Raw genomic sequence first — 23,408 nt, 5'->3', positions numbered from 1 at the left:
ATGCCAAAACTGATCATTCTTCCTCATCCCGTACTCTGTCCGGATGGCGCCGCCCTCGAGGGGCAAAGCGGCGAGACCATTCTGGATGTGGCGCTGCGCAACGGTATCGAAATCGAGCATGCCTGCGAGAAATCCTGTGCCTGCACCACCTGCCACTGCGTGGTGCGCGAGGGCTTTGACTCGCTCGAGCCAAGTGACGAGCTGGAAGACGACATGCTGGACAAGGCGTGGGGGTTGGAGCCGGAATCGCGCCTCAGCTGCCAGGCAAAACTGGCAGACGAGGATCTGGTGGTGGAACTGCCCAAGTACACCCTGAACCTTGCCTCTGAACGCCATTAATTACACATGAGTGAATTGCACGTGCAGCATCCTGTGGTGCTTCAGTGATATGGTGGAAGGCCGTGACCCTAGGGGGCACGGCCTTTTTTGTATTCGTTATTCTCTCTTTGCCAATAAGCTCTTTCCCATAAAGAGTGCTTATACATAGTGCCAGTAAAAAGGAAGCAAACACGATGGCTGACATGATGAAGGTAGCGTTATCCACCCAGGCTGCGGCCGCCTATTGGGGCGAGGGCGCCCAGCTCAGTTTCAATGGCGACGAGGCACTGATCCATCTTGGTGCCGCGGGTCAGGAGAAGGATGTTCTGCGCACCGTTCAGCGCGCCGCCCGTCGCCTCGAATCGAGCGGGATCAAGCGGGTGATGCTGGTCGGTGAAGGCTGGGATCTGGAGCGTCGCTACGCGTTCGCCCAGGGTTTCTACGCCGCCAAGGGTGCGCGTGAACTGGATTTCGGCCAGCAGAGCGACGCGGAAGCCCGTGAACTGGATGCGCTGCTCAAGGCGGCTCGCTGGGTACGTGACATCACCAATGGCTGTCCGGAAGAGATCTACCCCATGAGTCTGGCGGAATCGGCCCTGTTGCTCATTCGTGGTCTGGCCGGGGATCAGGTTACAGCTCGCATCACCGCCGGTGAAGCGCTGCGCGAGTCCGGCCATATCGGGATCTGGTCGGTTGGCCGTGGCAGCGAGCGCGAGCCTGTGCTGCTGGAGCTTGACTACAACCCGACCGGTGATCGCAATGCACCCGTGGTGGCGGCGCTGGTGGGCAAGGGGATCACTTTCGATTCCGGTGGCTACTCCATGAAGTCCTCTGACAACATGCTGCCGATGAAGTCCGATATGGGCGGTGCCGCCATGGTGACCGGCGCGTTGGCGCTTGCTATCAGCCGCGGTCTGAACCAGCGGGTGAAGCTCATTCTCTGCTGCGCCGAGAACCTGGTCTCCGGCCACGCCTTCAAGCTGGGCGACATCCTCACTTACAAGAATGGGGTTTCGGTCGAGATCCAGAACACCGATGCGGAAGGTCGTCTGGTGCTGGCCGATGGCCTGATGGCGGCCTCCGACAGTGGTGCGGCTTATATCCTTGACGCAGCCACCCTGACCGGCGCCGCCAAGATGGCGCTGGGGCGCGATTATAATGCGGTGTTTGCCCTCGATGAGACCGAACAGCAGCGTGCGCTGGCCGCCGCCAAGGTGGAAAACGAGCAGGCGTGGGCGCTGCCGCTGGAGCCCTGGCATGCCAGCCAGCTCACCTCGGCCTTTGCCGATCTGGGCAACGTCGCCTCGGCAGAGGGCACAGCCGGTGCCACCACGGCTGCTGCGTTTCTCTCCCGCTTCGTGCGCGATGAGGGCAAGGGCTGGGTGCACCTGGATCTGGCGGCCTCCTATCAGAAATCGGGCAACGATCTCTGGGCGACCGGCGCCAAGGGGCACGGTCTGCGCACCATCGCACGCTGGCTGCAGGAGGTGACCGCATGAATGTCTGGTTAAGTCGTGAATTTGCACCGGCCGAGTGGGGGGAGGGGGCGCTGCTCTCTCACCGTGCCGACGGCATGGTGATCCATCTGGTGACGGCCAATCCACTGCTCGATATCCAGCAGGCGGCCCGTCGCCTCTGCCAGCAAGGGATCCAGAAAGTGACCCTGGCTGGTCACTGGGAGCGTGAACAGCAGTGGGCTTTTGCCCAAGGGCTGCAAACCCCCAAGGCGGAGGTGCAACTGCAGTGGGCCATGTCCTCGGAAGAGGACAGAGAGGAGCTGGAAGCGCGTTGGCTCTGCGGCCGCTGGGTGCGCGAGATGACCAATGCCACCCCGGAGCAGTTGGGCCCGCTGGAGCTGGCGGTGGAAGCTGCCTCCTTTATTACCGAGGTGGCGCCGGACAAGGTGAGTCATCGCATTTTGAAAGGCGAAGCGCTGCAACAGGCGGGCTGGGTCGGCCTCTATCAGGTGGGCCGCGGCAGTGCGCGCGAACCGGTATTGCTGGAGCTCGACTTCAACCCGGGGCGTGACCCCAAGGCGCCGGTAGCGGCAGCGCTGGTGGGCAAGGGGATCACCTTTGACTCCGGCGGCTACTCCATGAAGAGCTCCGAGGGGATGCTCACCATGAAGTGCGACATGGGTGGTGCGGCGATTGTCACCGGTGCGCTGGCGCTGGCTATGCTGCGCGGGCTCGATAAGCGGGTGAAGCTGATCCTCTGCTGCGCTGAGAACCTGGTCTCCGGCAACGCCTACAAGCTGGGCGACATCCTCACCTACAAGAACGGCACCACGGTCGAGATTGTGAATACCGATGCCGAGGGGCGGCTGGTGCTGGCCGACGGCCTGCAACTGGCGAGCGAGTCCGGCGCACCGCTGATCATCGATGCCGCGACCCTGACCGGCGCAGCCGTGATGGCGCTGGGTGGGCGCTACAATGCTCTGTTCGGCCTCGACAAAGGGTTGGTAAGCCGCGCAATGACCTATGCCGATGCTGAGCATGAGCCTGCCTGGCCGCTGCCGCTGGAGCCCTGGCACCGCCAGCAGTGCCCTTCCCATTACGCCGACACGGCCAACAGCCGTCCGGTGAAGGGGGGCGGGCCGGGTGGCGCCTCCAACGCTGCGGGTTTCCTCTCCCGTTTCGTTGCCAACGAAGGGATGGGCTGGTTGCATATCGATCTGGCCGCCTGCTTCAGTGACAACGGCGATGCCCTCTGGGCGCCGGGAGCTAATACTCTGGGGATGCGCACCATAGCGCGGGCCCTGCTGGCGGAAGCCAAATAGGCGAGACAAGGCACCTTAGGGTGCCTTTTTCATGCTGTTCGAATTGTGAACAAAAGATGGGGTTTTGGCGGCTTAAGGTAACTATCGTGCGCAAGCGCACATATTTTCCGGCTCTGCTCGGTCAAGATGAGTGTGGATGTTGATTGCAAGGGAGTGATGTTTAATAAAAAGTTGCTTGTTTGTGTGTTTTTCCGGTTTTTGTTTACGTATAATCGCCAGCGAACATGGATTCTAACAATAAAACTCTGTAGTTAAGGAAAGATATCAATGGCCATCGAACGTACCTTCTCTATCGTCAAACCGGATGCTGTCAGCAAGAACCTGATCGGTGCCATCTATAGCCGTTTCGAAAGCGCAGGCTTGAAAGTGGTGGCATCCAAAATGCTGCACATGAGCAGTGAACAGGCTGCCGGTTTCTATGCCGAGCATCAGGGCAAGCCTTTTTATGACAATCTGGTCAGCTTCATGACCTCTGGCCCTGTCATGGTGCAGGTGCTGGAAGGGGAAGACGCCATCCGTCGCAATCGCGAGATCATGGGGGCTACCAACCCGAAAGAGGCGCTGGCTGGTACTTTGCGTGCCTGTTATGCCGAGAGCATCGATCGCAACGCAGTGCATGGCTCTGATGCACCTGCATCCGCTGCCCGCGAAATTGCCTACTTCTTCTCTGACAACGAGATCTGCCCGCGCGGCTGATTTTTGTGGATGATGACCCAAGGGAGCCTCGGCTCCCTTTGTTGTTTTCGCCGTTTACGCAATATCCCTCTATTCTCCAGGTGGAAAGCCAGACCCATTATTTGTACAATGCCGCCCCCTGACGTCGTCAGCCAATAATTGATGAAGTGTTTGAACTGAGGCCATTGATGAGCGAAACAAAAATCAACCTGCTGGATCTTGATCGGGATGCCATGCGTGCCTTTTTCGTCGAACTGGGCGAGAAGCCATTCCGGGCAGATCAGGTCATGAAGTGGATCTATCACTTTGGGTGTGATGATTTCGATCAGATGACCAACGTCAACAAGGTGCTCAAAGAGCGCCTCAAGGCAATCGCCGAGATCAAGGCGCCCGAGATCAGCCGCGAGCAGCGCTCTGCCGATGGCACCATCAAGTGGGCCTTGCAGGTGGGCGATCAGGAGGTCGAGACCGTCTACATCCCGGAAGATGACCGCGCGACCCTCTGCGTCTCCTCTCAAGTTGGCTGTGCGCTGGAGTGCAAGTTCTGCTCCACGGCTCAACAAGGCTTCAACCGCAATCTGAAAGTCTCCGAGATCATCGGTCAGGTGTGGCGTGCGGCCCGCGTGGTCGGTGGCAAGCGTCCCATCACCAACGTGGTGATGATGGGGATGGGCGAGCCGCTGCTTAACCTCGCCAATGTGGTGCCCGCCATGCGTCTGATGATGGATGACTACGGCTTTGGCATCTCCAAGCGCCGGGTGACCATCTCCACCTCTGGCGTGGTACCTGCGCTGGACAAGCTGGGTGACCAGATCGACGTGGCGCTGGCTATCTCCCTGCACGCCCCGAACGACAAGCTGCGTTCAGAGATCATGCCGATCAACGACAAGTACAACATCGAGGAGTTCCTCGCCGGTGTCCGTCGTTACCTGGCCAAATCCAATGCCAACGGTGGTCGGGTGACCGTCGAGTATGTGCTGCTCGATCATATCAATGACGATATGCAGCATGCGCACGAGCTGGCCAAGGTGCTCAAGGACACGCCGAGCAAGATCAACCTGATCCCGTTCAACCCCTTCCCGGGCAACCCTTACGGCAAGCCGAGCAACAGCCGTATCGATCGCTTCTCCAAGGTGCTGATGGAGTACGGTTTCACCGTGATTGTCCGCAAGACCCGTGGTGATGACATCGATGCCGCCTGTGGTCAGCTGGTGGGTGACGTGATTGACCGTACCAAGCGAACTATCAAAAATCGGATGCAACAGGATGGGATTTCCGTCAAAATGGTTTAAATGCTAAGCCATTGTATAGACAGGGAATGGATACACGTACATTGATCGTAGTGGCAGCGCTCTGCGCGCTGCCAGGCTGTGTGACCGAGACCACTTACGCTGGCCAGAACTCGACCCAGCGTGAAGTGGGTCCTGACCTCAAGGCGGCTGCCCAAACCCGCCTAGACCTGGGTATCCAGTACCTGCGTCAGGGCAATGCCGAGCAGGCCAAGTTCAATCTTGACCGCGCCCTCCAGTATGACCCCTCCAACCCCCAGATCCAGATCGGTTTTGCCTACTTCTACCAGAAGGTAGGAGATTTCAAGGCAGCCGAGACCCATTACAAGAACGCCCTTGCCATGGATCCGTCCAATGCTGACGCAATGAACAACTATGGTGCCTTCCTCTGTGATCGCGGCAGGTATGCCGAGGCAGATCAGGCGTTCAACCAGGCTGTTATTCAGCCAGGTTACGTAAAAATTGCCGATACCTATGAAAATGCGGCACTTTGTGCGCTGCAAAATCGCAGAAATGATAAAGCAGGCGAGTACTATCGCCTGGCCTTGGGGTATAATCCCCGCAATCCAGGGTTATTGCTGGACTTGGCCGAGCTTTCCATGAAAGATGGCAAGCTGCCTGATGTGCAGTCCTACCTCGCCCGTTTTGCCGATGTGTCAGACGAGAACGAGGAGAGTCTCTGGTTGAGACTTCGGCTGGCACAGGCGATGGACAAGCCGGCATTACTTCACCAATTCGGGACTGAGCTGGTAAGGCAATATCCCACTTCGCAACAAGCCAAGCGTTATTTAGCCAATGACTATTGAACAGCAACACGATTTCCAAGACGACTCCCAGGCAGTAGGCCCAGGCCAATTGCTGCGCAACGCCCGTGAACAGCTTGGCTGGACACGAGAACAGGTTGCGTCCCGCATTCACCTTCGTCTGACCCTGATCGCCGCTATCGAATCGGATACCTACGACAAGCACACCTCCCATACCTTTATTCGGGGCTATCTGCGTACCTATGCCAAGCTGGTCGGGATCCCCGACGAGACCATTCTGGCTGCTTACGACAAGCTGGGTCTGACTCCTCCCGACAATATCGACATGCAGAGCTTCTCCCGTCGCTCCCGCCAGCAAGCCAACGACAGTCGGCTCAAGGTGGTGACCTGGCTGGTGATCCTGGTGTTGATTGCGCTCTCGGTCGCCTGGTGGTGGCAGAGTACTTCCCGTCGCTCCGCCGGTGATGAAGCGCTGGCAGCCACCGAGATGAGTGCAACCGGTTCGACTCCGGCTGAACCTGCTATCACGCCGCCCGATGCGATCAACACAGCTCCGGCCGAAGGCGCTGCCATCGCACCGGCCGCCACGGACGTGGCTGCCCCTGCGGTGGTCTCCGATGCGACGGCTACCCTGGCGCCTGCTTCTGCGGCTGTTGCCCCGACCGATGTCAGCGCGGCTGTCGGCACTGCGACCGATGCAGCGGTATCCGGCGCCAATGGCACCGAATCTGAAGAGGCTGTCGTTGATCCGGCGACGGCGCCGCAACTGAAGATGAGCTTCACCGCCGATTGCTGGCTGGATGTGAAGGATGCCAACGGCAAGACCCTGTTCAGTGGTCTGAAGAAGGCCAACGACGAGCTGGTGCTGGAAGGCGCCGAGCCCCTGAAGTTCATCATTGGCGCGCCCATGGCCGTCAAGCTTGACTACAAGGGTCAGTCGTTTGATATGAGCCGTTACAACAACGGCCGTACAGCCCGCTTCTCACTGCCGCAGGAGTAATCTGTTTCCCATGTCTTCTCACGAATCACCCATCATTCGTCGTAAATCCAGACAGATCATGGTTGGTAATGTACCGGTTGGGGGCGATGCCCCCATTACCGTGCAGACCATGACCAACACCAAGACCACAGATGTCGCCGCCACCATCGAGCAGATCCAGCGGATCGAGCGGGTCGGTGCCGATATCGTCCGTGTCTCCGTGCCCACCATGGAAGCGGCGGAAGCCTTCCGGCTCATCAAACAGCAAACCCGCATCCCCATCGTTGCCGATATCCATTTTGACTATCGCATCGCCCTGAAAGTGGCCGAGTACGGTGCCGACTGCCTGCGTATCAACCCGGGCAACATCGGCAACGAGCAGCGGGTGCGCTCGGTGGTCGATTGTGCACGCGACCTCAATATCCCGATCCGTATCGGGGTCAATGGCGGGTCGCTGGAGAAAGATATCCAGGAGAAGTACGGCGAGCCGACCCCAGAGGCGCTGGTGGAGTCCGCCATGCGTCACGTGGACTATCTCGATCGTCTCGATTTCCAGGACTTCAAGGTGAGCGTCAAGGCCTCCGATGTGTTCCTGGCAGTCGGTGCCTATCGCCTGCTGGCCAAGCAGATTGAACAGCCGCTGCACCTTGGCATCACCGAAGCGGGCGGTTTCCGTGCCGGCGCGGTGAAGTCTGCCATCGGTCTGGGGATGCTGCTTACCGACGGCATCGGCGATACCCTGCGTATCTCGCTGGCGGCGGATCCGGTGGAGGAGGTAAAGGTCGGTTTCGATATCCTCAAATCCCTCCGTATTCGCTCCCGTGGCATCAACTTTATCGCTTGCCCATCCTGCTCACGGCAGGAGTTCGATGTGATCGCCACTGTCAACGCGCTGGAAGAGCGGCTCGAAGACATCATCACCCCGATGGATGTTTCCATCATCGGCTGTGTGGTCAATGGCCCGGGCGAAGCGCTGGTCTCCGACCTTGGTCTGGCGGGTGCCGCCAACAAGAGTGCCTTCTATGAGGGAGGCCAGCGGGTCGATCGGCTCGACAACAAGGATCTCATTCCAACTCTGGAGCGCCGCATTCGCGCCCGCGCCGCCATGCTGGATCCCGCCAACCGGATCCCGATGGACAAGGAGTGAGCGAAACAGGGCCACATTGGGTGGCCCTTTTTCCAGGTGACTGATTTTAAATCCCGCATCCGGATTCCCTGATTTTACCTTGGGGGGGAAAATCCCTATAATGCGGCCAAATTTTACCTCTTTTTCTCGAGTATCAACGTGGCAAAACAGATCCAAGCTATTCGCGGTATGAATGATTGCCTGCCGGAGCAGAGCCCGGTATGGCAGAAGGTTGAACAGATCCTGCGCCAGGTCGTTGCAAGCTATGGCTACAGCGAAGTGCGCATGCCGATTGTCGAGCAGACTCATCTGTTCAAGCGCGCCATCGGTGAAGTGACCGACGTGGTCGAAAAAGAGATGTACACCTTTGAAGACCGTAACGGCGACAGCCTGAGCCTGCGTCCGGAAGGGACCGCCAGCTGCGTCCGTGCCGGTATCGAACACGGTCTGCTCTACAACCAGGAACGCCGGATGTGGTACATGGGCCCCATGTTCCGTCACGAGCGTCCCCAGAAGGGCCGTTATCGCCAGTTCCACCAGTTCGGTGTCGAGCTGTTTGGCATCAACGGGCCGGACATTGACGCTGAGCTGATCATGCTGACCCACCGTCTGTGGCGTCTGTTTGGCATCAGCGAGCATGTCACCCTGCAGCTCAACACCCTGGGTCAGAGCGCCGAGCGTGCCGCTTACCGCGATGCGCTGGTGGCCTATCTGGAGCAGTACAAGGAGCAGCTGGACGAAGAGAGCCAGCGCCGCATGTACAGCAACCCGCTGCGGGTGCTCGACTCCAAGGATGAAAAGGTGCAGGCCATTTTGGCGGGTGCCCCGCGTCTGTTCGACCATCTGGGCGAAGAGAGCCTGGCCCACTTCGAGGGGCTCAAGCGCCTGCTCGAGTCTGCCGGTATCAAATACGAAGTGAACGAGCGTCTGGTGCGTGGTCTTGACTACTACAACCTGACCGTGTTCGAGTGGGTCACCAGCAGTCTGGGTGCCCAGGGCACCGTCTGTGCCGGTGGCCGCTACGATGGTCTGGTAGAGCAGCTGGGCGGTCAACCGACCCCGGCCGTGGGCTTTGCCATGGGCATGGAGCGTCTGGTGCTGATGCTGGAAACTCTCGAGCTCAACGCCGATATCCGCCCGGCGGTGGATGTCTATCTGGCGATGGTGGGCGAGGGGACCGAACAGGCTGGCTTCCAGCTGGCCGAGCGTCTGCGCGATGCCCTGCCGGACCTGCGCCTGATGAGCCACTGCGGTGGTGGCAACTTCAAGAAACAACTCAAACGTGCCGACAAGAGCGGCGCGGCAATCGCCCTGATCCTTGGTGAGACCGAGGTGCAAAACGGGGAGATCACTATCAAATATCTGCGTGGTCAGGCCGAGCAACAGACCGTCAAGGTTGACGCCGCCATTGCCCTGCTGGCAGCCAAAGGAGAGTAAGCTGTGGAAGTCTATACCACCGAAGAACAACAGGTTGAGGTTATCAAGGAGTGGTGGAAAGAGAACGGAAACTCGGTGATTGCCGGGACCGTGATCGGTCTGGTCGGTCTGTTCGGCTGGCGCTATTACAACCAGCACCAGCAAGAGACCATGGAGGCCTCCTCCCACTCTTACAACCAGGTGATTGAGCAGCTGGCCAAGGGCGATGCCGCCGGTTTCGAGCAGGCACAGCAGTTTGTTACCGCCAACAAGGGTGACTCCTACGGTGAACTGGCCGCGTTGCAACTGGCTGCCGCTGCCGTCAAGGCGGGCAAGCTGGATCTGGCTGCCGAGCAGCTGGAGCTGGTGGCGACCACGGGTGACGAGAGCATTCGTCCCATCGCGGCGCTGCGTCTGGCCCGGGTGCTGAATGATCAGGGCAAGGCAGATGAAGCGCTGGCCAAGCTGGCAACCATCCAGAATGAGGCCTTCAAGGCGCAGGTAGCCGAAGCCCGTGGTGATGTGCTGCAAAAGCAGGGCAAGACCGAAGAGGCTCGTGATGCCTATCAGGCAGCGGCCGATGCCGGCGGCCTGCAGGGTAGCGCTGAGCTCAAGCTGAAAATGGACGATCTGGCCCTGCCGGCCGTAGCGACTGGTGAGGCACCGGATGCGTAATTTATTCAAGATGGTGGCGCTGGGGGCTGCGGTCTCCTTCGCTCTGCAGGGTTGCTCCCTGTTCAGTTCCGAAGAGGATCTCAATCCGATGGCGCCGCTGCCCAAGGTTGAATCTGCCTTCACTGCCGACACCGCATGGTCATCTACTGTGGGTGATGGCATCGGTGACTTCTACTCCCAGCTCAAGCCGGTGGTGGAAGAGGATCGCATCTACGCGGCTGCCCGCGACGGCGATGTAAGCGCCTTTGACCGTGCCAGTGGCGATCGCCTCTGGACCGTCGATCTGGCCGATCTGCCGGTCAACGCCGACAAGCGTAGCGCTCGTCTCTCCGGTGGCCTGGTTTCCCGTTACGGCAAGCTGTTCCTCGGCTCCGAGAACGGGGTGGTCTACGCCCTGAACGAAGAGAACGGTGAAGTGCTGTGGCAGACCAATGTGCCCGGCGAAGTGGTGGCAAGCCCCGCGGTGGAAGATGGCCGCGTGGTGGTGTTGACCACCTCCGGTCGCCTGATCGCCCTCGACACTGATGAAGGCAAGATGCAGTGGTCGCTCTCCGAAGAGCAGCCGCCGCTGACCCTGCGCAGTGCCGGTGCACCGGTGATCACCAACGGCGCCGTGATTTACGGTCGTGCCGATGGCAAGGTGGGCATCGCCCTGCTGAGCAACGGCCAGCCGGTGCGCCAGTCCAAGGTGGCTGATCCGCGCGGTGCCACCGAGCTGGACCGTATGGTTGACGTCGATGCCAGCCCGCTGATTGCCGGTGATGAGCTCTACGCCATCGCCTACAACGGTCAGCTGATGGCGCGCAAGCTGATGACCGGCGATGAAGTGTGGAAGCGCAAGTATTCCGGCTATCGCGATCTGGCGATGACCGGTAATGCCATCGTGCTGACCGACAGTCGCAGCCACCTGTTTGCCATCGACCGTCGCAACGGTCTGGAGCTGTGGTCCAACACCCAGCTGGAAAATCGTACCGTCACTGCACCTGTCATCTTCGGTGACTATGTGGTGGTGGGTGATGTGGAAGGATACCTGTATTGGCTTGATCGTACCGACGGTACCATCAAGGCGATGCAGCAGCTCGATAGCAGTGGTCTCTATGCCGCCCCGCTGGTGGATGGCGAGACCCTGTATGTGCAGAGCCGTGACGGCAAGTTGTACGCCCTCAAGCGTCCTTGATCGTCCGATAATGTGAATATCCGGCTCCTGGTCTTCGGACCCGGAGCCTTTGTCGTCTTGAGAATGAGGCTTTTATGACTCCTGTAGTAGCCCTGGTGGGCCGCCCCAACGTGGGGAAATCCACCCTGTTTAACCGCTTGACCCGTACTCGGGATGCCCTGGTTGCCGATTTTCCCGGTCTGACCCGGGACCGTAAATACGGTCAGGCGAAGTTGGGCGAGCTGGAATTTATCGTGGTCGATACCGGCGGTATCGATGGCACCGAAGAGGGGATCGAGCTGAAGATGGCCGAGCAATCCCTGCTGGCCATCGAAGAAGCGGACGTCGTGCTGTTCATGGTGGATGCCCGTGCCGGTCTGACCGCGGCGGATCAAGCCATTGCCGAGCACCTGCGCAAGGCCCACAAGAAGGTATTTCTGGTGGCCAACAAGACCGACGGTATCGACGGTGATTCCGCTGTCTCCGAGTTCTACGGTCTGGCGCTGGGCGAGGTCTACCAGATCGCGGCCGCACACGGTCGTGGCGTGCTGAGCCTGCTGGAACTGGCCCTGGCTCCCCATCTGGAGACCCTGGTCGACTCCGCTACCGATGAAGATGCGCAGGATGAGGAAGAGGAGGACTTCGACGAAGAAGCCCTGCTGCGCATGGTGGCTGCCGGTGAACTCGATACCAAAGAGGACACCAAGGAGACCCCGTTCGCTGACCTGCCCATCAAGTTCGCCATCGTTGGTCGTCCCAACGTCGGTAAATCTACCCTGACCAACCGTATGCTGGGTGAAGATCGGGTCATCGTCTATGACATGCCCGGCACCACCCGTGACTCCGTTTACATTCCGATGGAGCGTGACGAGCAGAAGTATGTGGTTATCGACACAGCCGGTGTGCGTCGTCGTGGCAAGGTGCACGAGACGGTTGAGAAGTTCTCCGTTATCAAGACCCTGAAAGCCATCGAAGATGCCAACGTCTGCCTGCTGGTGATCGACGCCCAGGAGACCATCACCGATCAGGACTTGAGCATCCTTGGCTATGTGCTCCACGCCGGTCGCTCCGTGGTGCTGGTGGTGAACAAGTGGGATGGTCTGGATCAGAAGGTGAAAGAGGATGTGAAGAACGAGCTGGATCGTCGCTTGGGCTTCATCGACTTCGCTCGCGTCCACTTCATCTCCGCCCTGCACGGCAGCGGTGTCGGCCATCTGTTTGAATCCATTCAGGAGGCTTACCAGTCCGCCACCCGTCGTACCAGCACGGCCATGCTGACCCGCATCATGCAGATGGCGCAGGAAGATCACCAGCCGCCGATGGTCAATGGTCGCCGCGTCAAGCTCAAGTATGCCCACGCCGGTGGCTACAACCCACCGCGCATCGTGATCCACGGCAACCAGCTGAACGACTTGCCGGACTCCTACAAGCGGTATCTGATCAACTACTTCCGCAAGTCCCTCAAGATCATGGGCTCGCCGATCCGGGTCGAGTTCCAGGAGTCGGTCAACCCGTTTGAAGGCAAGAAAAACACCATGACCCTGAGTCAGGAACGTCAGCGCAAACGCCTGCTGAAAATGAAGAAGAAATAAGTCCTTGCGGCTGCCCTCACCGGCAGCCGCTTTGTTATCCTCGCCATGTTAAGGTGAGGAATAAGGTGAGGGGGATCTGCCATGGAACAAGACCATGGCAGATCCACTTTTCGAGGAGTTGATTATGGAAGCCCTGCTTTGTCCATCATGCCAGGCTGAACTGGATACCCGCAGCAAGGAGCAAACCTGTGGCCAGTGCCAGGCCCCTGTTCGGGTTACTGCCATCTGCCCCACCTGCCAGCAGGAGCTGGAGCGTCTCAAGGCGTGCGGCGCGGTGGATTACTTCTGCAACCACTGCAACTCGCTGATCTCCAAGCGGTCGGTACAGTTCAAGGCGGCACTGGTGTAAAACAGCATTCAGGTGAGAAAGAAGATAAAAAAACCCGGCGAATGCCGGGTTTATGCTGTGTGCTCTGCAATAAGCAGGGTATAGGATCGATTTCTGCGCCACAGGTTGCGCTTGATGTCATTAAGCTTGAGTTTGCGTCTGGGGCTCCAGCTGCACTTCGCTTTTCTGACCAGACTGATTTTTCTACGTTTTTGCATCTTGGTCTCCTCCCAACTCAGGTGGCCATCCCGGCCTTGGGTCATTGATGGAGCCCATCCGAAATTGCTGTTATTTAATCTCTCAACATAATGAAAACAATGCGATTTCGGATAGGCTCCGATGTGAATCGATGGTAACAGAGAAGTTTGCGTGAAAACAGCCGAATAATGGCTGGTTAGCGCATGGTGATTTGATTGACCACTTCGGCGATGGCGGTGGGGCGCTCGGCCAGCTCGGGCTCGCTGTCGTTGTCGAGACTCTCCCGCTGATGTGCCTTCTGCTGCTCGTTGTCGAGCCAGAGCAGACTCTGGTAATACTGGCGCACGTTGTTGACATAGTTGCGCGCCTCGCTGCCACGGGCATAGCCGTAACGTACCTTGCGGTGCCAGCGCGCTTGCTGCAGCAGCGGCAGCACCTCTTTCACGTCGCTCCAGGCGTCAGGATTCTTGCCGAGCTCTTTGGTCAGGCGGCGGGCGTCCATCATGTGGCCGTAACCGATGTTGTAGGCGGTGAGGGCAAACCACACCTTCTCGTCATCGGGCACCGAATCCGGCACCTTCTCCATCATCTGTTGCAGATAGAGGGAGCCACCTTTGATGCTCTCTTCCGGATGAAGCCGGTCGTTGACTCCCATCGCCTTGGCTGTGGGCTCGGTCAGCATCATCATGCCGCGCACGCCGGTGTAGGAGCGGGCCTGCGGGTCCCAGTGGGACTCCTGATAGCTGATGGCGGCGAGCAGACGCCAGTCGATATTCTTGGCGTGAGTCTGGAACAGCGGCTGGTACTTGGGCAGCAGGCTCTTGGCGCGTTTGAGAAAGGTACGGGTATCGACAAAGTCGAAGTTCTGCACGTGGCCGAAGTACTTCTCGTCCAGCTTGGCGATGGCACCATCCATAAAGCGCTGACCGAAGAAGTCGATCACGCTGGCATAGAGGCTGTCATCGGGCAGCTTGCTCATGGCCCAGGCAACGGTCTGCTTCTGGGCCAGGGTCAGCCCCTCGGTGAGCTCCGGGTAGTAGCGCTGGGTACGGGCCAGCACGGTATCCTGCACCACCGTGTAGTCAATCTTGCCATCCACCACCTGCTTGAGCAGCTCCTCCACATCGGCGTTGTCGCTGGTGCTCCAGGCTAGTTTCGGATTCTCTTTGCTCATCTCTTTGAGCAGATCTTCACCGGTGGAGCCGGCGGCCACCACCAGCTTGCCCTTGATATCGTTCAATGAGGCCGGCTTGGGTTTGCCGTTGCGGTAGACCAGTTTGGGAGAGACCTGATAGAAGCCCGGGCCGAAGCGAAACAGCTCGCGCCGTTCGGGGGTGACCATGATGGCGGCAGCCGCCAGATCGAGTTTGCCCTTTTTCAGCAGGGTGACCAGTTGGTCAGTGGTGTCGACCGGGATGATGGTGAGTTTCACCCCCAACCAGTCGGCATAATTTTGCGCCAGCTCGTAATCGAACCCCTGGGCGAGGTCGTCACGCTGGTAATAGGAGGTGGGACCATAGATGGTGCCAACCCGGATCTCGCCTCGCTGGCGGATCTGCTCCAGCTGGCTGGAGGGGCTATAGAAGTCGCAGCCAACCAGTGTCAGCGTCAACAACAGCCCGATAAACAGTCGAAAAATGCAGCGCAAGTAGGTGAGTACCTTTGTTGAAAAAATCGGCATTTGTCAAAAAAGAGGCACCTTTATACCAGAGAGTGTGCGCAGAGTCACACTGCACGAAGTGAGAAAAACGTTTGTCCGCTGTGAGCCAGATCCCTATAATACGCGCGTCTCAATTCCCCCCCACTTTAAAACTTGGTGAGAAAGGTCATATGGATATCTTGCGTGGTGCCCCAGCACTGTCTGATTTTCGTGTCCAAAAACTGCTGCAACGCTTCGCACAGATGAGAAACGAGAGTGGAGTAGAGAGCGGAGTAGAGATAGAGGATGTCTATGCCGAGTATGTGCACTTTGCCGAGCTGACAAGCCCCCTCTCTCCCCCCGAGCGAGCGACCTTGGGCCAGCTCTTGCGCTACGGCCCGACCATCCCCGAACACACCCCCAGCGGTCAGCTGTTTCTTGTTACCCCCCGCCCCGGCACTATCTCCCCCTGGTCTTCCAAAGCAACCGACATCGCCCACAACTGCGGCCTGAAACAGGTCAAGCGGCTGGAGCGTGGTATTGCCTATTACTTGACCATCAAGGGGCCGGGTGAGCTGAGTGCCGCCCAGCGCGCCGATGTGGCGGCCGTGCTGCACGATCGCATGATGGAGACGGTGTTTGCCGACATGGAAGCGGCGAGCGCCCTGTTTGCCCACCACGAACCGCGCCCCTTCACCCAGGTGGATGTGCTGGGCGGTGGTCGCGCAGCCCTGGCCGAAGCCAACGTGGCGCTCGGTCTGGCGCTGGCCGACGACGAAATCGACTATCTGGTGGAGAATTTCACCAAGTTGGGTCGCAACCCCAACGACATCGAGCTCTACATGTTCGCCCAGGCGAACTCCGAACACTGCCGTCACAAGATCTTCAATGCCGACTGGACCATTGATGGCGAACAGCAGCCCAAGTCGCTGTTCAAGATGATCAAGAACACCTTTGAGCAGACGCCGGATCATGTCCTCTCTGCCTATAAAGACAACGCCGCCGTGATGGAAGGGAGCCAGGGGGGCCGCTTCTTCCCGAGCCCGGCCAACGGCGAATACCAGTATCACCAGGAACAGGTCGACATCCTGATGAAGGTGGAGACCCACAACCACCCGACCGCGATCTCCCCGTTCCCGGGCGCAGCCACCGGCTCCGGCGGCGAAATCCGCGACGAGGGAGCCACCGGTCGCGGTGCCAAGCCCAAGGCGGGTCTGGTCGGTTTCTCCGTCTCCAACCTGCGCATTCCCGGCTTCGAGCAGCCCTGGGAGCAGGATTTCGGCAAGCCGAGCCGTATCGTCAGTGCCTTCGACATCATGCAGGAGGGGCCGCTCGGCGGCGCCGCGTTTAACAACGAGTTCGGCCGTCCGGCCATTCTCGGCTACTTCCGTACCTTCGAAGAGGAGGTGCCGAGCCACAACGGCGTCGAGGTGCGTGGCTACCACAAGCCCATCATGCTGGCGGGCGGCATCGGCAACATCCGCACCGAGCATGTCCAGAAAGGGGATATCCCGGTTGGCGCGGCGCTGATCGTGCTGGGCGGCCCGGCGATGAACATCGGTCTGGGCGGTGGTGCCGCATCCTCCATGGCCTCCGGCCAGTCAGCCGAAGATCTCGACTTTGCCTCGGTGCAGCGTGATAACCCCGAGATGGAGCGCCGTTGCCAGGAGGTGATCGATCGCTGCTGGCAGCTGGGTGACGACAACCCTATCGTCTTTATCCACGACGTGGGGGCGGGTGGTCTCTCCAACGCCATGCCGGAGCTGGTCAACGACGGTGAGCGTGGCGGTCGTTTCGATCTGCGCGCCATCCAGAGCGACGAGCCGGGCATGAGCCCGCTGGAGATCTGGTGCAACGAATCCCAGGAGCGTTACGTGCTGGCGGTAGCGCAGGACAAGCTGCCGCTGTTCAAGGCGCTGTGCGAGCGCGAGCGCGCACCCTATGCCGTCATCGGTACCGCGACCGAAGAGAAGCATCTGACCCTCTCTGACAGCCACTTTGACAATCAGCCCATCGATCTGCCGCTGGACGTGCTGCTGGGCAAGGCGCCCAAGATGCACCGCGACGTGGTGACCCTGCCTGCCCAAGGCAAAGCGCTCCAGCTTGATGGCATCACTTTGAGTGACGCGGCCGAGCGGGTACTGCGCCTGCCGACCGTGGCGGAGAAGTCCTTCCTTATCACCATCGGCGATCGCAGCGTGACTGGCTTGGTCAATCGCGACCAGATGGTTGGCCCCTGGCAGATCCCGGTGGCCGATTGCGCCGTCACCGCTGCCACCTATGACAGCTATCACGGCGAAGCCATGTCCATGGGCGAGCGTACCCCGGTGGCGCTGCTCTCCCACGCCGCCTCCGCTCGTATGGCGGTGGCGGAAGCGCTCACCAACCTGGCGCCGGCTCATATCGGGTCGCTGAAGCGGGTCAAGCTCTCCGCCAACTGGATGGCCGCTGCCGGTCATCCGGGTGAAGATGCCGGTCTCTATGAGGCGGTCAAAGCGGTAGGTGAGGAGCTCTGCCCGGCCTTGGGCATCACCATTCCGGTGGGCAAGGACTCCATGTCCATGAAGACCCGCTGGCAGCAGGATGGCAAGGAGCACAGCGTCACCTCGCCGCTCTCCCTGCTCATCTCCGCCTTTGCCCGGGTCGAGGATGTGCGCAACACGGTTACTCCGCAGCTGCGTACCGATCTCGGTGAAACCGACCTTATCCTCATCGACCTTGGCAATGGCAAGCAGCGCCTCGGCGCCTCGGCGCTGGCGCAGGTCTATCGCCAGCTGGGTGACAAGGCGCCGGATCTCGACAATCCGGTCCAGCTCAAGGGCTTCTTCAACGCCATTCAGGCGCTGGTGGCCGATCGCAAACTGATCGCCTACCACGACCGCTCCGACGGCGGCCTGTTCGTCACCCTGACCGAAATGGCGTTTGCCGGCCACTGCGGCCTCGACATCCAGCTTGATCGCATCGGCGGCGAGCTGCTGCCGGCGCTGTTCAACGAAGAGCTGGGCGCCGTCATTCAGGTGCGTCGTGAAGACAAAGAGACGGTGATGACCCTGCTGGCCGGTCACGGTCTGGCGGCCTGCTCCCATGTGCTCGGTACCGTGCGCGAAGGGGACCTCATCACCCTGCAGCGGGGCGGTCAGGAGGTCTATCGTGCCAGCCGTACCGCACTTCGCACCATCTGGGGTGAGACCAGCTGGCAGATGCAGCGCCTGCGCGACAATCCCGAGTGCGCCGACAGTGAGCACGCGGCCCGTCAGGACGCCACCGATCCGGGTCTGCATGCCAAGCTGACTTACAACCCGTCCGAGGATGTGGCAGCCCCTTACATTGCCCGCGGGGTCTCCCCCCGTCTGGCGGTGCTGCGCGAGCAGGGGGTCAACTCCCATGTGGAGATGGCGGCGGCGTTCGATCGTGCCGGTTTCACGGCAGTGGACGTGCACATGAGCGACATTCTCTCCGGTCGCATCAAGCTGGAGGAGTTCCAGACCCTGGTGGCCTGTGGCGGTTTCTCCTACGGTGACGTGCTGGGGGCGGGGGAAGGCTGGGCCAAGTCCATCCTGTTCAATGACAACGCCCGCGAGCAGTTCCAGCGCTTCTTCGAGCGCGGCGATACCCTCTCTCTGGGTGTCTGCAACGGTTGCCAGATGATGTCCAACCTGCGAGAACTCATCCCGGGTGCCGATCTCTGGCCGCGCTTTGTGCGCAACCGCTCCGAGCGCTTCGAGGCCCGCTTCAGTCTGGTTGAGGTGCAGGAGTCCCCATCGGCCTTCTTCGCCGGCATGGCAGGCTCGGTGATGCCCATTGCCGTTTCCCACGGGGAAGGGCGTGTCGAGGTGCGCGATGCCGCTCACCTGAGCGCACTGCAGCAGAGCGGTCTGGTAGGGCTGCGTTTTGTCGACAACCGCGGCAGCGTGACCGAGCAGTACCCGGCCAACCCGAATGGCTCGCCGGATGGTATCACCGCCGTGACCACCACCGACGGTCGCGCCACCATCATGATGCCGCACCCGGAGCGGGTGTTCCGCACCGTGGCCAACTCCTGGCACCCCGACAACTGGGGCGAGGACGGCGCTTGGATGCGGATGTTCCGCAACGCCCGGGTTCGTCTGGGTTAATAGAGACAGCACCAGCGCATAAAAACAGAAACCGGCCAATTGGCCGGTTTTTTAATCCGTGTCGTTACGGCTTGCCGAGCGGTTGGGGGATAAAGTCTCCCCGGTCGAGGATCCGCAGACAGGCATCCACCACATCCGCATCGAGCTGATGGCCGCGCATCTGGATGATCTGCTCCCTGGCCTGGGGAATGCCGAGGGCGGCGCGATAGGGGCGATCCGAGGACATGGATTCGACGATATCGGCGACGGTGAGGATGCGGGCCTCCAGCAGGATCTCATCCCTCTTGAGTCCCAGCGGATAGCCGGAGCCATCGAGATACTCGTGGTGCTGGTGGATCATCCGGGCGATGGGCCAGGGGAAGTCGATATCCTTGAGCACCAGATAGCCGATGGCGGGGTGTTCCTTGACCAGCTCGAACTCCAGCGGCGTGAGGCGCTCCGGTTTGGTGAGAATTTCGGCCGGTACCTGGATCTTGCCGATATCGTGCACCATGGCGCCCAGATAGATCCCCCGCAGCCGCTTCTCTTCCAGCCTGAGCTCCCGGCCGATGGCTTGGGCCAGCTTGGCCACATGTTTCTGATGGCCAGCGGTATAGGGATCGCGCTGCTCCAGCACGGCAGCGATGGCACCCAGCGCATCTTCCAGTGCCAGCTCCAGCTGGCGGGCATGAAAGATCTTCTCCTGTTGCGAGCGCAGATAAGCCTGCTGGGTATGGCGCGCCTGCAGGCCATAGGTGAGGTAGTCGGTCAGCTGGATGAAGAGCTGCTCCTCCTCCTGGCTGAACAACCGTGGCTGGTCGCTGTGAATGATCAGCGCACCAGCCAGATCCTCCTGCAGTGGCAAGGGGATCAGCAGGCGGGAGCGCAACGGGTGGTGGCCGGTATGGGGCCGCTCGTGGAAGATCACCTGATTGAGACGCCGCTGGTGGAGGATGGCTTGGGTGAGGGCCTCATCGTTCAACCACAGCGTTTGTTCCGAGGCATCGGCACTGCCTGCCTGCGCCACGATCCTCGGCGGTTGGGCGAGTTCGGGCTGGCCTTGCAGCACTGCGACCAGCGGAAAACGGTCATCGACGGCGATGGCATCGCAGATATCCTGCAGCAGTTGTGGCTCATCGCCCGGTTTGAGCAGGGCGTGGTGGGCGCGGCTGATCGCCTGCTGGGTCCAGGTGTACTGTTGCAGTTTCTCCTGCTGCCACTTCTGCTCGGTAATGTCTTCGAAGAAGACGCCGACCCCCACGATGACCCCCGCCTCATCACGCAGGGGAAATTTGGTGGTGCTGAGCCAGCGGGCTTCTCCCCCCTTCAGATAGGGCTCTTCGATGTGCTGGTGTATCCCCTCGCGCATGACTCGGGCGTCATCCTCCCGATAGCGCTGTACCAGTTCGGGGGGAAAAAAGTCGCAGTCATTCTTGCCCACCAGTGCCTCTGGGGAGAGGGCGAGATCCGCCGCCAGCAGGCGGTTGCCCGCAATGTAGCTGAATCGGGTGTCTTTGAGCAGCACCCGATAGGGAAGCTGATCCATCACCTGGGTCAGCAACAGCGCCGAGGAGGGGAGAGCATCGGTCAGTGGGTGGGGGAGTGCACAGGAGGTGAGGAGTTCGGACATCTTATCCCGCCTTGTCTGCAAGTTGACTGATGGGAGGGCCGAAGTGGTAGCCGGTCTGCCAGAGCACGATACAGCTGTTGACCACTTTTTCATCGTAATGGATCCCGGCATAGCGGGTCAGTTCGGCAAAGGCGTCACTCAGGGGCATGGCCCGGCGGAACGGGCGATGGGAGGTCATGGCGATCAGCGAGTCGGCCACCCGGATAATGCGCGCCTCCAGGGAAATGGCGTTGCCCGCCAGCCCCTGCGGATAGCCGCTGCCATCGAGGTTTTCGTGGTGCTGCAGCACTATGGTGGCGATGGGCCAGGGGAAGTCGATCTGTTTGAGAATATCGTGGCCGGCCTGGGGGTGCTGCTTGATCAGTTCGAACTCCACCGGCCGCAATTCACGGGGGCGAGTGATGATCTCGGTAGGGATCTGCAGCAGGCCAATATTGTGCACCATGGCCGCCAGTCCCAGCGCATCCAGCCGCTCTTGCCGCAGCTGCATGGCCTGCCCGATGGCCAGTGCCAAATCGCGTACCCTCAGCTCATGGCCCGCACTGTTGCGATCCTTGTGGCTGATGGCGCTGGCGAGGGCACTGATGGTCTGGAACAGCAGCTCACGCTGGTGGCGCTCGCTCTCCTTGAGGCGGGTGATGTCGACCAGGGTGCCGATGATGCCGGCAACCATCCCCTGATGGTCATAGAAGAGATCCTTGAAACAGATGACCTGATAGCGCATGCCATTGCGGTCATGCAACTGCTGTTCGATGCACTGGGGCTGGCGACTTCGCAGCAACTCGGCTTCCCGCATGCTGTAGGCCTCGGCAAGCCCGACTGGCAGCAGCTCCTCGACCCGTCGACCCAGCAGCGCCTCCTTGCCGATGCCGATCACCTGATTGAAGGCCTGGTTGCAGCCCAGAAATCGCCCCTCGATATCTTTGTAGAACACAGGGATCGGGATGGCCTTGAGCAGGGATTCGTTGAAGTGTTTCAGATCCTTCAGTTCGGCCTGCTGACGCAGGGCGAGCAGCTCGCTGTCCTTGCAGAGGGAAATGGCGCGGGCCAGGTTGCCAAGCACCGGGCTGAACAGATGGCAGACCGGTACGATCTGCTGATGTGGCTGGGGGGCGAGCAGCAAGATGAGATAACCCCCTTCAACCTTGAGCCGATAGGCAAACTGGTAGGGGCGGCTGCCCGGCAGGGGGAGCGTCTGTTGCAGCAGGCAGTGCTCCTCCTCGCTGACCCACCCAGGCAGGGCCAGGGTGGTGCCGGTGTGCTGGCGAAGCTGCTCGTCGCCGATCACCTTGAGCAGCTTGTATTCCTCCCGTTGTTGCTGCAATACCGCACCAACCGGCGTGGCGCAGTGATGCATAAAACGTTGCAGTACCTTGGTGAGCAGCGCATCCAGCGTCACTTCACGCCCGATGCAGAGCGCCAGATCGCAGACGATGGCCATGGCGTGGTCGTTGTTCATATCAATGCCCCGTTACAGAGAATGGCGCCGTTATGAAATTGGGGGTAATCCCCGTGGCGCACGCTGCCAATTTCGCCAAGGGAGAGGGCTCCTGCCAGATCGCCGGCCCCCGAGTGAGTCAGCAGGGTGTGCAGCTCGGTCACTGTCTGCTGGTCGAAGTGCAGCTGGCGTCCTGCGCAGTAGTAGACCTCCAGCAACTGTGCCCGGGTGAGGGTTTGTTGCTGGTTGAGGCGCCTGGCCAGTAAGCAGGCATGTTCGGTGGCACTCTCTGGCGCCTTCAGCAGAGTGAGGATGCTGTGCTCCGCGACCTCGCCGGCGCAGAGCAGGGCGCCGTCATCGTTTGCCTCGACGGGGATCCTGACAATCACATCCCCGTTGGCCCGCAGCAGGCCCAGTGGCATGTGCACCACGAAACGGTAGAGCTCCTTGCGCACCATAGTGTGCTGGAATTGCTGGCGGATCAGCCCCTGATATTTTTGAAAGGCCGGTTGCCAATCGATGTAGGCAATCTTGTTCGCTTCACTGCTGGTGGCCAGCATCGGTTGGGCCGAGAGTTGGTAACCATGTTCCAGAAAGGGAAAGCTGTTGCTGGGCAGCAGTGTGCAGTTGACCCCGTAGGCAAGTTGCCGTTGATTGTCGAACAGGCAGGCAAGGGGGGTGAAGCTGCCGCTGCCTGCGTTGGCGCCGGCATAGTTGACGCGATTGGCCAGTTGCAGATAAAGCGCATCCAGAATGGAGGCGATATTGGGAATGAGGTTGTCGAAGGTCAGAAACAGGGTTGGTGGCGGCGAAGGGGTTGGCCAGGTGGCCAGCATGTTCTCCACCTGTTCCGCAATCCGGTGGGCAAGGGATACTGCGCTGGCCTGCGGTGTCAGGGGCAGCAGTGTGGCGTGATAGGGGTTGGCTCTGGGCAGTAGCCAGGCCCCTTGCGGCAACAATCCTTGCGCACCGATCAGCTGGGGGAAAATGGCGCCATCCAGGGCGATGTTGAAGTCGCGGCACAACTGCTGCAACAGGGGAACCTGTGCGCAATCCTGTTCGGCCAGCAGTATGGTCAGCTTGCCTCCTTGCAAGGGTGCCAGCGTGGCGGCCAGTTCTGTCGGGTTAAATTGGCAAACGTAGTGTTGCTTCATCAATCTGAACTCCATTCCAGAATATAACCAATATATCAATAAGGAATTCAAGAGGGTATGAGGATCTCGCCCGGTTCTGGTTGTATGGCAAAAACCATGATGGGTATCACCCTCGCTGACTGATCTGTCATTTGCTGGCCTGTGGAGTGCGCGATGCT

General features: G+C 60.1%; 18 protein-coding genes. 14 read left to right on the top strand and 4 right to left on the bottom strand.

What is annotated here, in order from left to right; translation table 11 throughout:
- From fdx to OKC43_RS01395, 13 genes are all read left to right on the top strand, one after another.
- Nucleotides 1–339 carry an ISC system 2Fe-2S type ferredoxin gene (gene fdx, locus OKC43_RS01455; RefSeq protein ID WP_005333808.1) on the top strand — a complete coding sequence of 113 codons (339 nt, stop codon included), beginning with the start codon at nucleotides 1–3 and terminating at the stop codon, nucleotides 337–339.
- A gap of 173 nt (nucleotides 340–512) precedes the next feature.
- Nucleotides 513–1,817: an aminopeptidase PepB gene (gene pepB / locus OKC43_RS01450; RefSeq protein ID WP_129504226.1), complete on the top strand. Its 1,305-nt coding sequence runs from the start codon at nucleotides 513–515 to the stop codon at nucleotides 1,815–1,817.
- Nucleotides 1,814–3,097 (top strand): aminopeptidase PepB, encoded by a 1,284-nt coding sequence (pepB, locus tag OKC43_RS01445; RefSeq protein WP_270803741.1) that lies wholly within the window; start codon nucleotides 1,814–1,816, stop codon nucleotides 3,095–3,097. Before pepB (OKC43_RS01450) ends, pepB (OKC43_RS01445) begins: the two co-directional genes overlap by 4 nt.
- Before the next feature lie 267 nt (nucleotides 3,098–3,364).
- Entirely contained in the window at nucleotides 3,365–3,793 is a 429-nt protein-coding gene (ndk, locus tag OKC43_RS01440) for a nucleoside-diphosphate kinase (protein ID WP_005333805.1), read from the top strand.
- 167 nt (nucleotides 3,794–3,960) lie between these two features.
- Nucleotides 3,961–5,064, top strand: a complete 1,104-nt coding sequence (locus OKC43_RS01435; RefSeq protein ID WP_005344856.1) for a bifunctional tRNA (adenosine(37)-C2)-methyltransferase TrmG/ribosomal RNA large subunit methyltransferase RlmN — start codon at nucleotides 3,961–3,963, stop codon at nucleotides 5,062–5,064.
- 11 nt (nucleotides 5,065–5,075) lie between these two features.
- On the top strand, nucleotides 5,076–5,867 hold the full coding sequence (tapF, locus tag OKC43_RS01430; protein ID WP_085943024.1) for a PilW family type IVa pilus biogenesis/stability lipoprotein TapF: 792 nt from the start codon (nucleotides 5,076–5,078) through the stop codon (nucleotides 5,865–5,867).
- Nucleotides 5,857–6,825 carry a cytoskeleton protein RodZ gene (gene rodZ / locus OKC43_RS01425; RefSeq protein WP_128815429.1) on the top strand — a complete coding sequence of 323 codons (969 nt, stop codon included), beginning with the start codon at nucleotides 5,857–5,859 and terminating at the stop codon, nucleotides 6,823–6,825. The genes tapF and rodZ overlap by 11 nt, the downstream gene beginning before the upstream one ends.
- 10 nt (nucleotides 6,826–6,835) lie before the next feature.
- On the top strand, nucleotides 6,836–7,951 hold the full coding sequence (ispG, locus tag OKC43_RS01420; protein WP_005333801.1) for a flavodoxin-dependent (E)-4-hydroxy-3-methylbut-2-enyl-diphosphate synthase: 1,116 nt from the start codon (nucleotides 6,836–6,838) through the stop codon (nucleotides 7,949–7,951).
- A gap of 138 nt (nucleotides 7,952–8,089) precedes the next feature.
- Nucleotides 8,090–9,367 carry a histidine--tRNA ligase gene (gene hisS, locus OKC43_RS01415; RefSeq protein WP_005351051.1) on the top strand — a complete coding sequence of 426 codons (1,278 nt, stop codon included), beginning with the start codon at nucleotides 8,090–8,092 and terminating at the stop codon, nucleotides 9,365–9,367.
- A gap of 3 nt (nucleotides 9,368–9,370) precedes the next feature.
- The gene (locus OKC43_RS01410; protein WP_270803740.1) at nucleotides 9,371–10,021 is read left to right on the top strand and encodes a YfgM family protein; all 651 of its coding nucleotides are present in this window, start codon (nucleotides 9,371–9,373) and stop codon (nucleotides 10,019–10,021) included.
- Nucleotides 10,014–11,198 (top strand): outer membrane protein assembly factor BamB, encoded by a 1,185-nt coding sequence (bamB, locus tag OKC43_RS01405; RefSeq protein ID WP_005333796.1) that lies wholly within the window; start codon nucleotides 10,014–10,016, stop codon nucleotides 11,196–11,198. The genes OKC43_RS01410 and bamB overlap by 8 nt, the downstream gene beginning before the upstream one ends.
- Nucleotides 11,199–11,272: 74 nt before the next feature.
- Nucleotides 11,273–12,769, top strand: coding sequence for a ribosome biogenesis GTPase Der (der, locus tag OKC43_RS01400; protein WP_005333794.1), 1,497 nt, complete (start codon nucleotides 11,273–11,275; stop codon nucleotides 12,767–12,769).
- A gap of 124 nt (nucleotides 12,770–12,893) precedes the next feature.
- Nucleotides 12,894–13,118, top strand: coding sequence for a zinc ribbon domain-containing protein (locus OKC43_RS01395; protein WP_005333789.1), 225 nt, complete (start codon nucleotides 12,894–12,896; stop codon nucleotides 13,116–13,118).
- Nucleotides 13,119–13,491: 373 nt separating this feature from the next.
- Here OKC43_RS01395 and mltF read toward each other — a convergent pair whose 3' ends face one another.
- A complete protein-coding gene (mltF, locus tag OKC43_RS01390) occupies nucleotides 13,492–14,976 on the bottom strand; it encodes a membrane-bound lytic murein transglycosylase MltF (protein WP_005344877.1) in 1,485 nt (494 codons plus the stop codon).
- Nucleotides 14,977–15,125: 149 nt separating this feature from the next.
- Here mltF and purL point away from each other — a divergent pair, with 149 nt between their 5' ends.
- Complete coding sequence (gene purL / locus OKC43_RS01385; protein WP_270803739.1) at nucleotides 15,126–19,049, top strand: phosphoribosylformylglycinamidine synthase; 3,924 nt, start codon at nucleotides 15,126–15,128, stop codon at nucleotides 19,047–19,049.
- A 64-nt stretch (nucleotides 19,050–19,113) separates the two neighbouring features.
- On the opposite strand, the gene OKC43_RS01380 is transcribed toward purL, so the two are convergent.
- The 3 genes from OKC43_RS01380 to OKC43_RS01370 are packed head-to-tail and all read right to left on the bottom strand — an operon-like array spanning nucleotide 19,114 to nucleotide 23,250.
- On the bottom strand, nucleotides 19,114–20,658 hold the full coding sequence (locus tag OKC43_RS01380; RefSeq protein ID WP_270803738.1) for an HD domain-containing phosphohydrolase: 1,545 nt from the start codon (nucleotides 20,656–20,658) through the stop codon (nucleotides 19,114–19,116).
- 1 nt (nucleotide 20,659) lies between these two features.
- The gene (locus OKC43_RS01375) at nucleotides 20,660–22,117 is read right to left on the bottom strand and encodes an HD-GYP domain-containing protein (protein ID WP_270803737.1); all 1,458 of its coding nucleotides are present in this window, start codon (nucleotides 22,115–22,117) and stop codon (nucleotides 20,660–20,662) included.
- Complete coding sequence (locus OKC43_RS01370; RefSeq protein ID WP_270803736.1) at nucleotides 22,114–23,250, bottom strand: FIST C-terminal domain-containing protein; 1,137 nt, start codon at nucleotides 23,248–23,250, stop codon at nucleotides 22,114–22,116. Before OKC43_RS01370 ends, OKC43_RS01375 begins: the two co-directional genes overlap by 4 nt.
- Nucleotides 23,251–23,408 lie beyond the last annotated feature (158 nt).

Source organism: Aeromonas sp. Y289-2, assembly GCF_027705925.1.
Classification (GTDB): Bacteria; Pseudomonadota; Gammaproteobacteria; order Enterobacterales; family Aeromonadaceae; genus Aeromonas; species Aeromonas veronii.
Note: the sequence above shows the minus strand (reverse complement) of the source record. Positions and strands in the feature narration are given on the sequence as shown.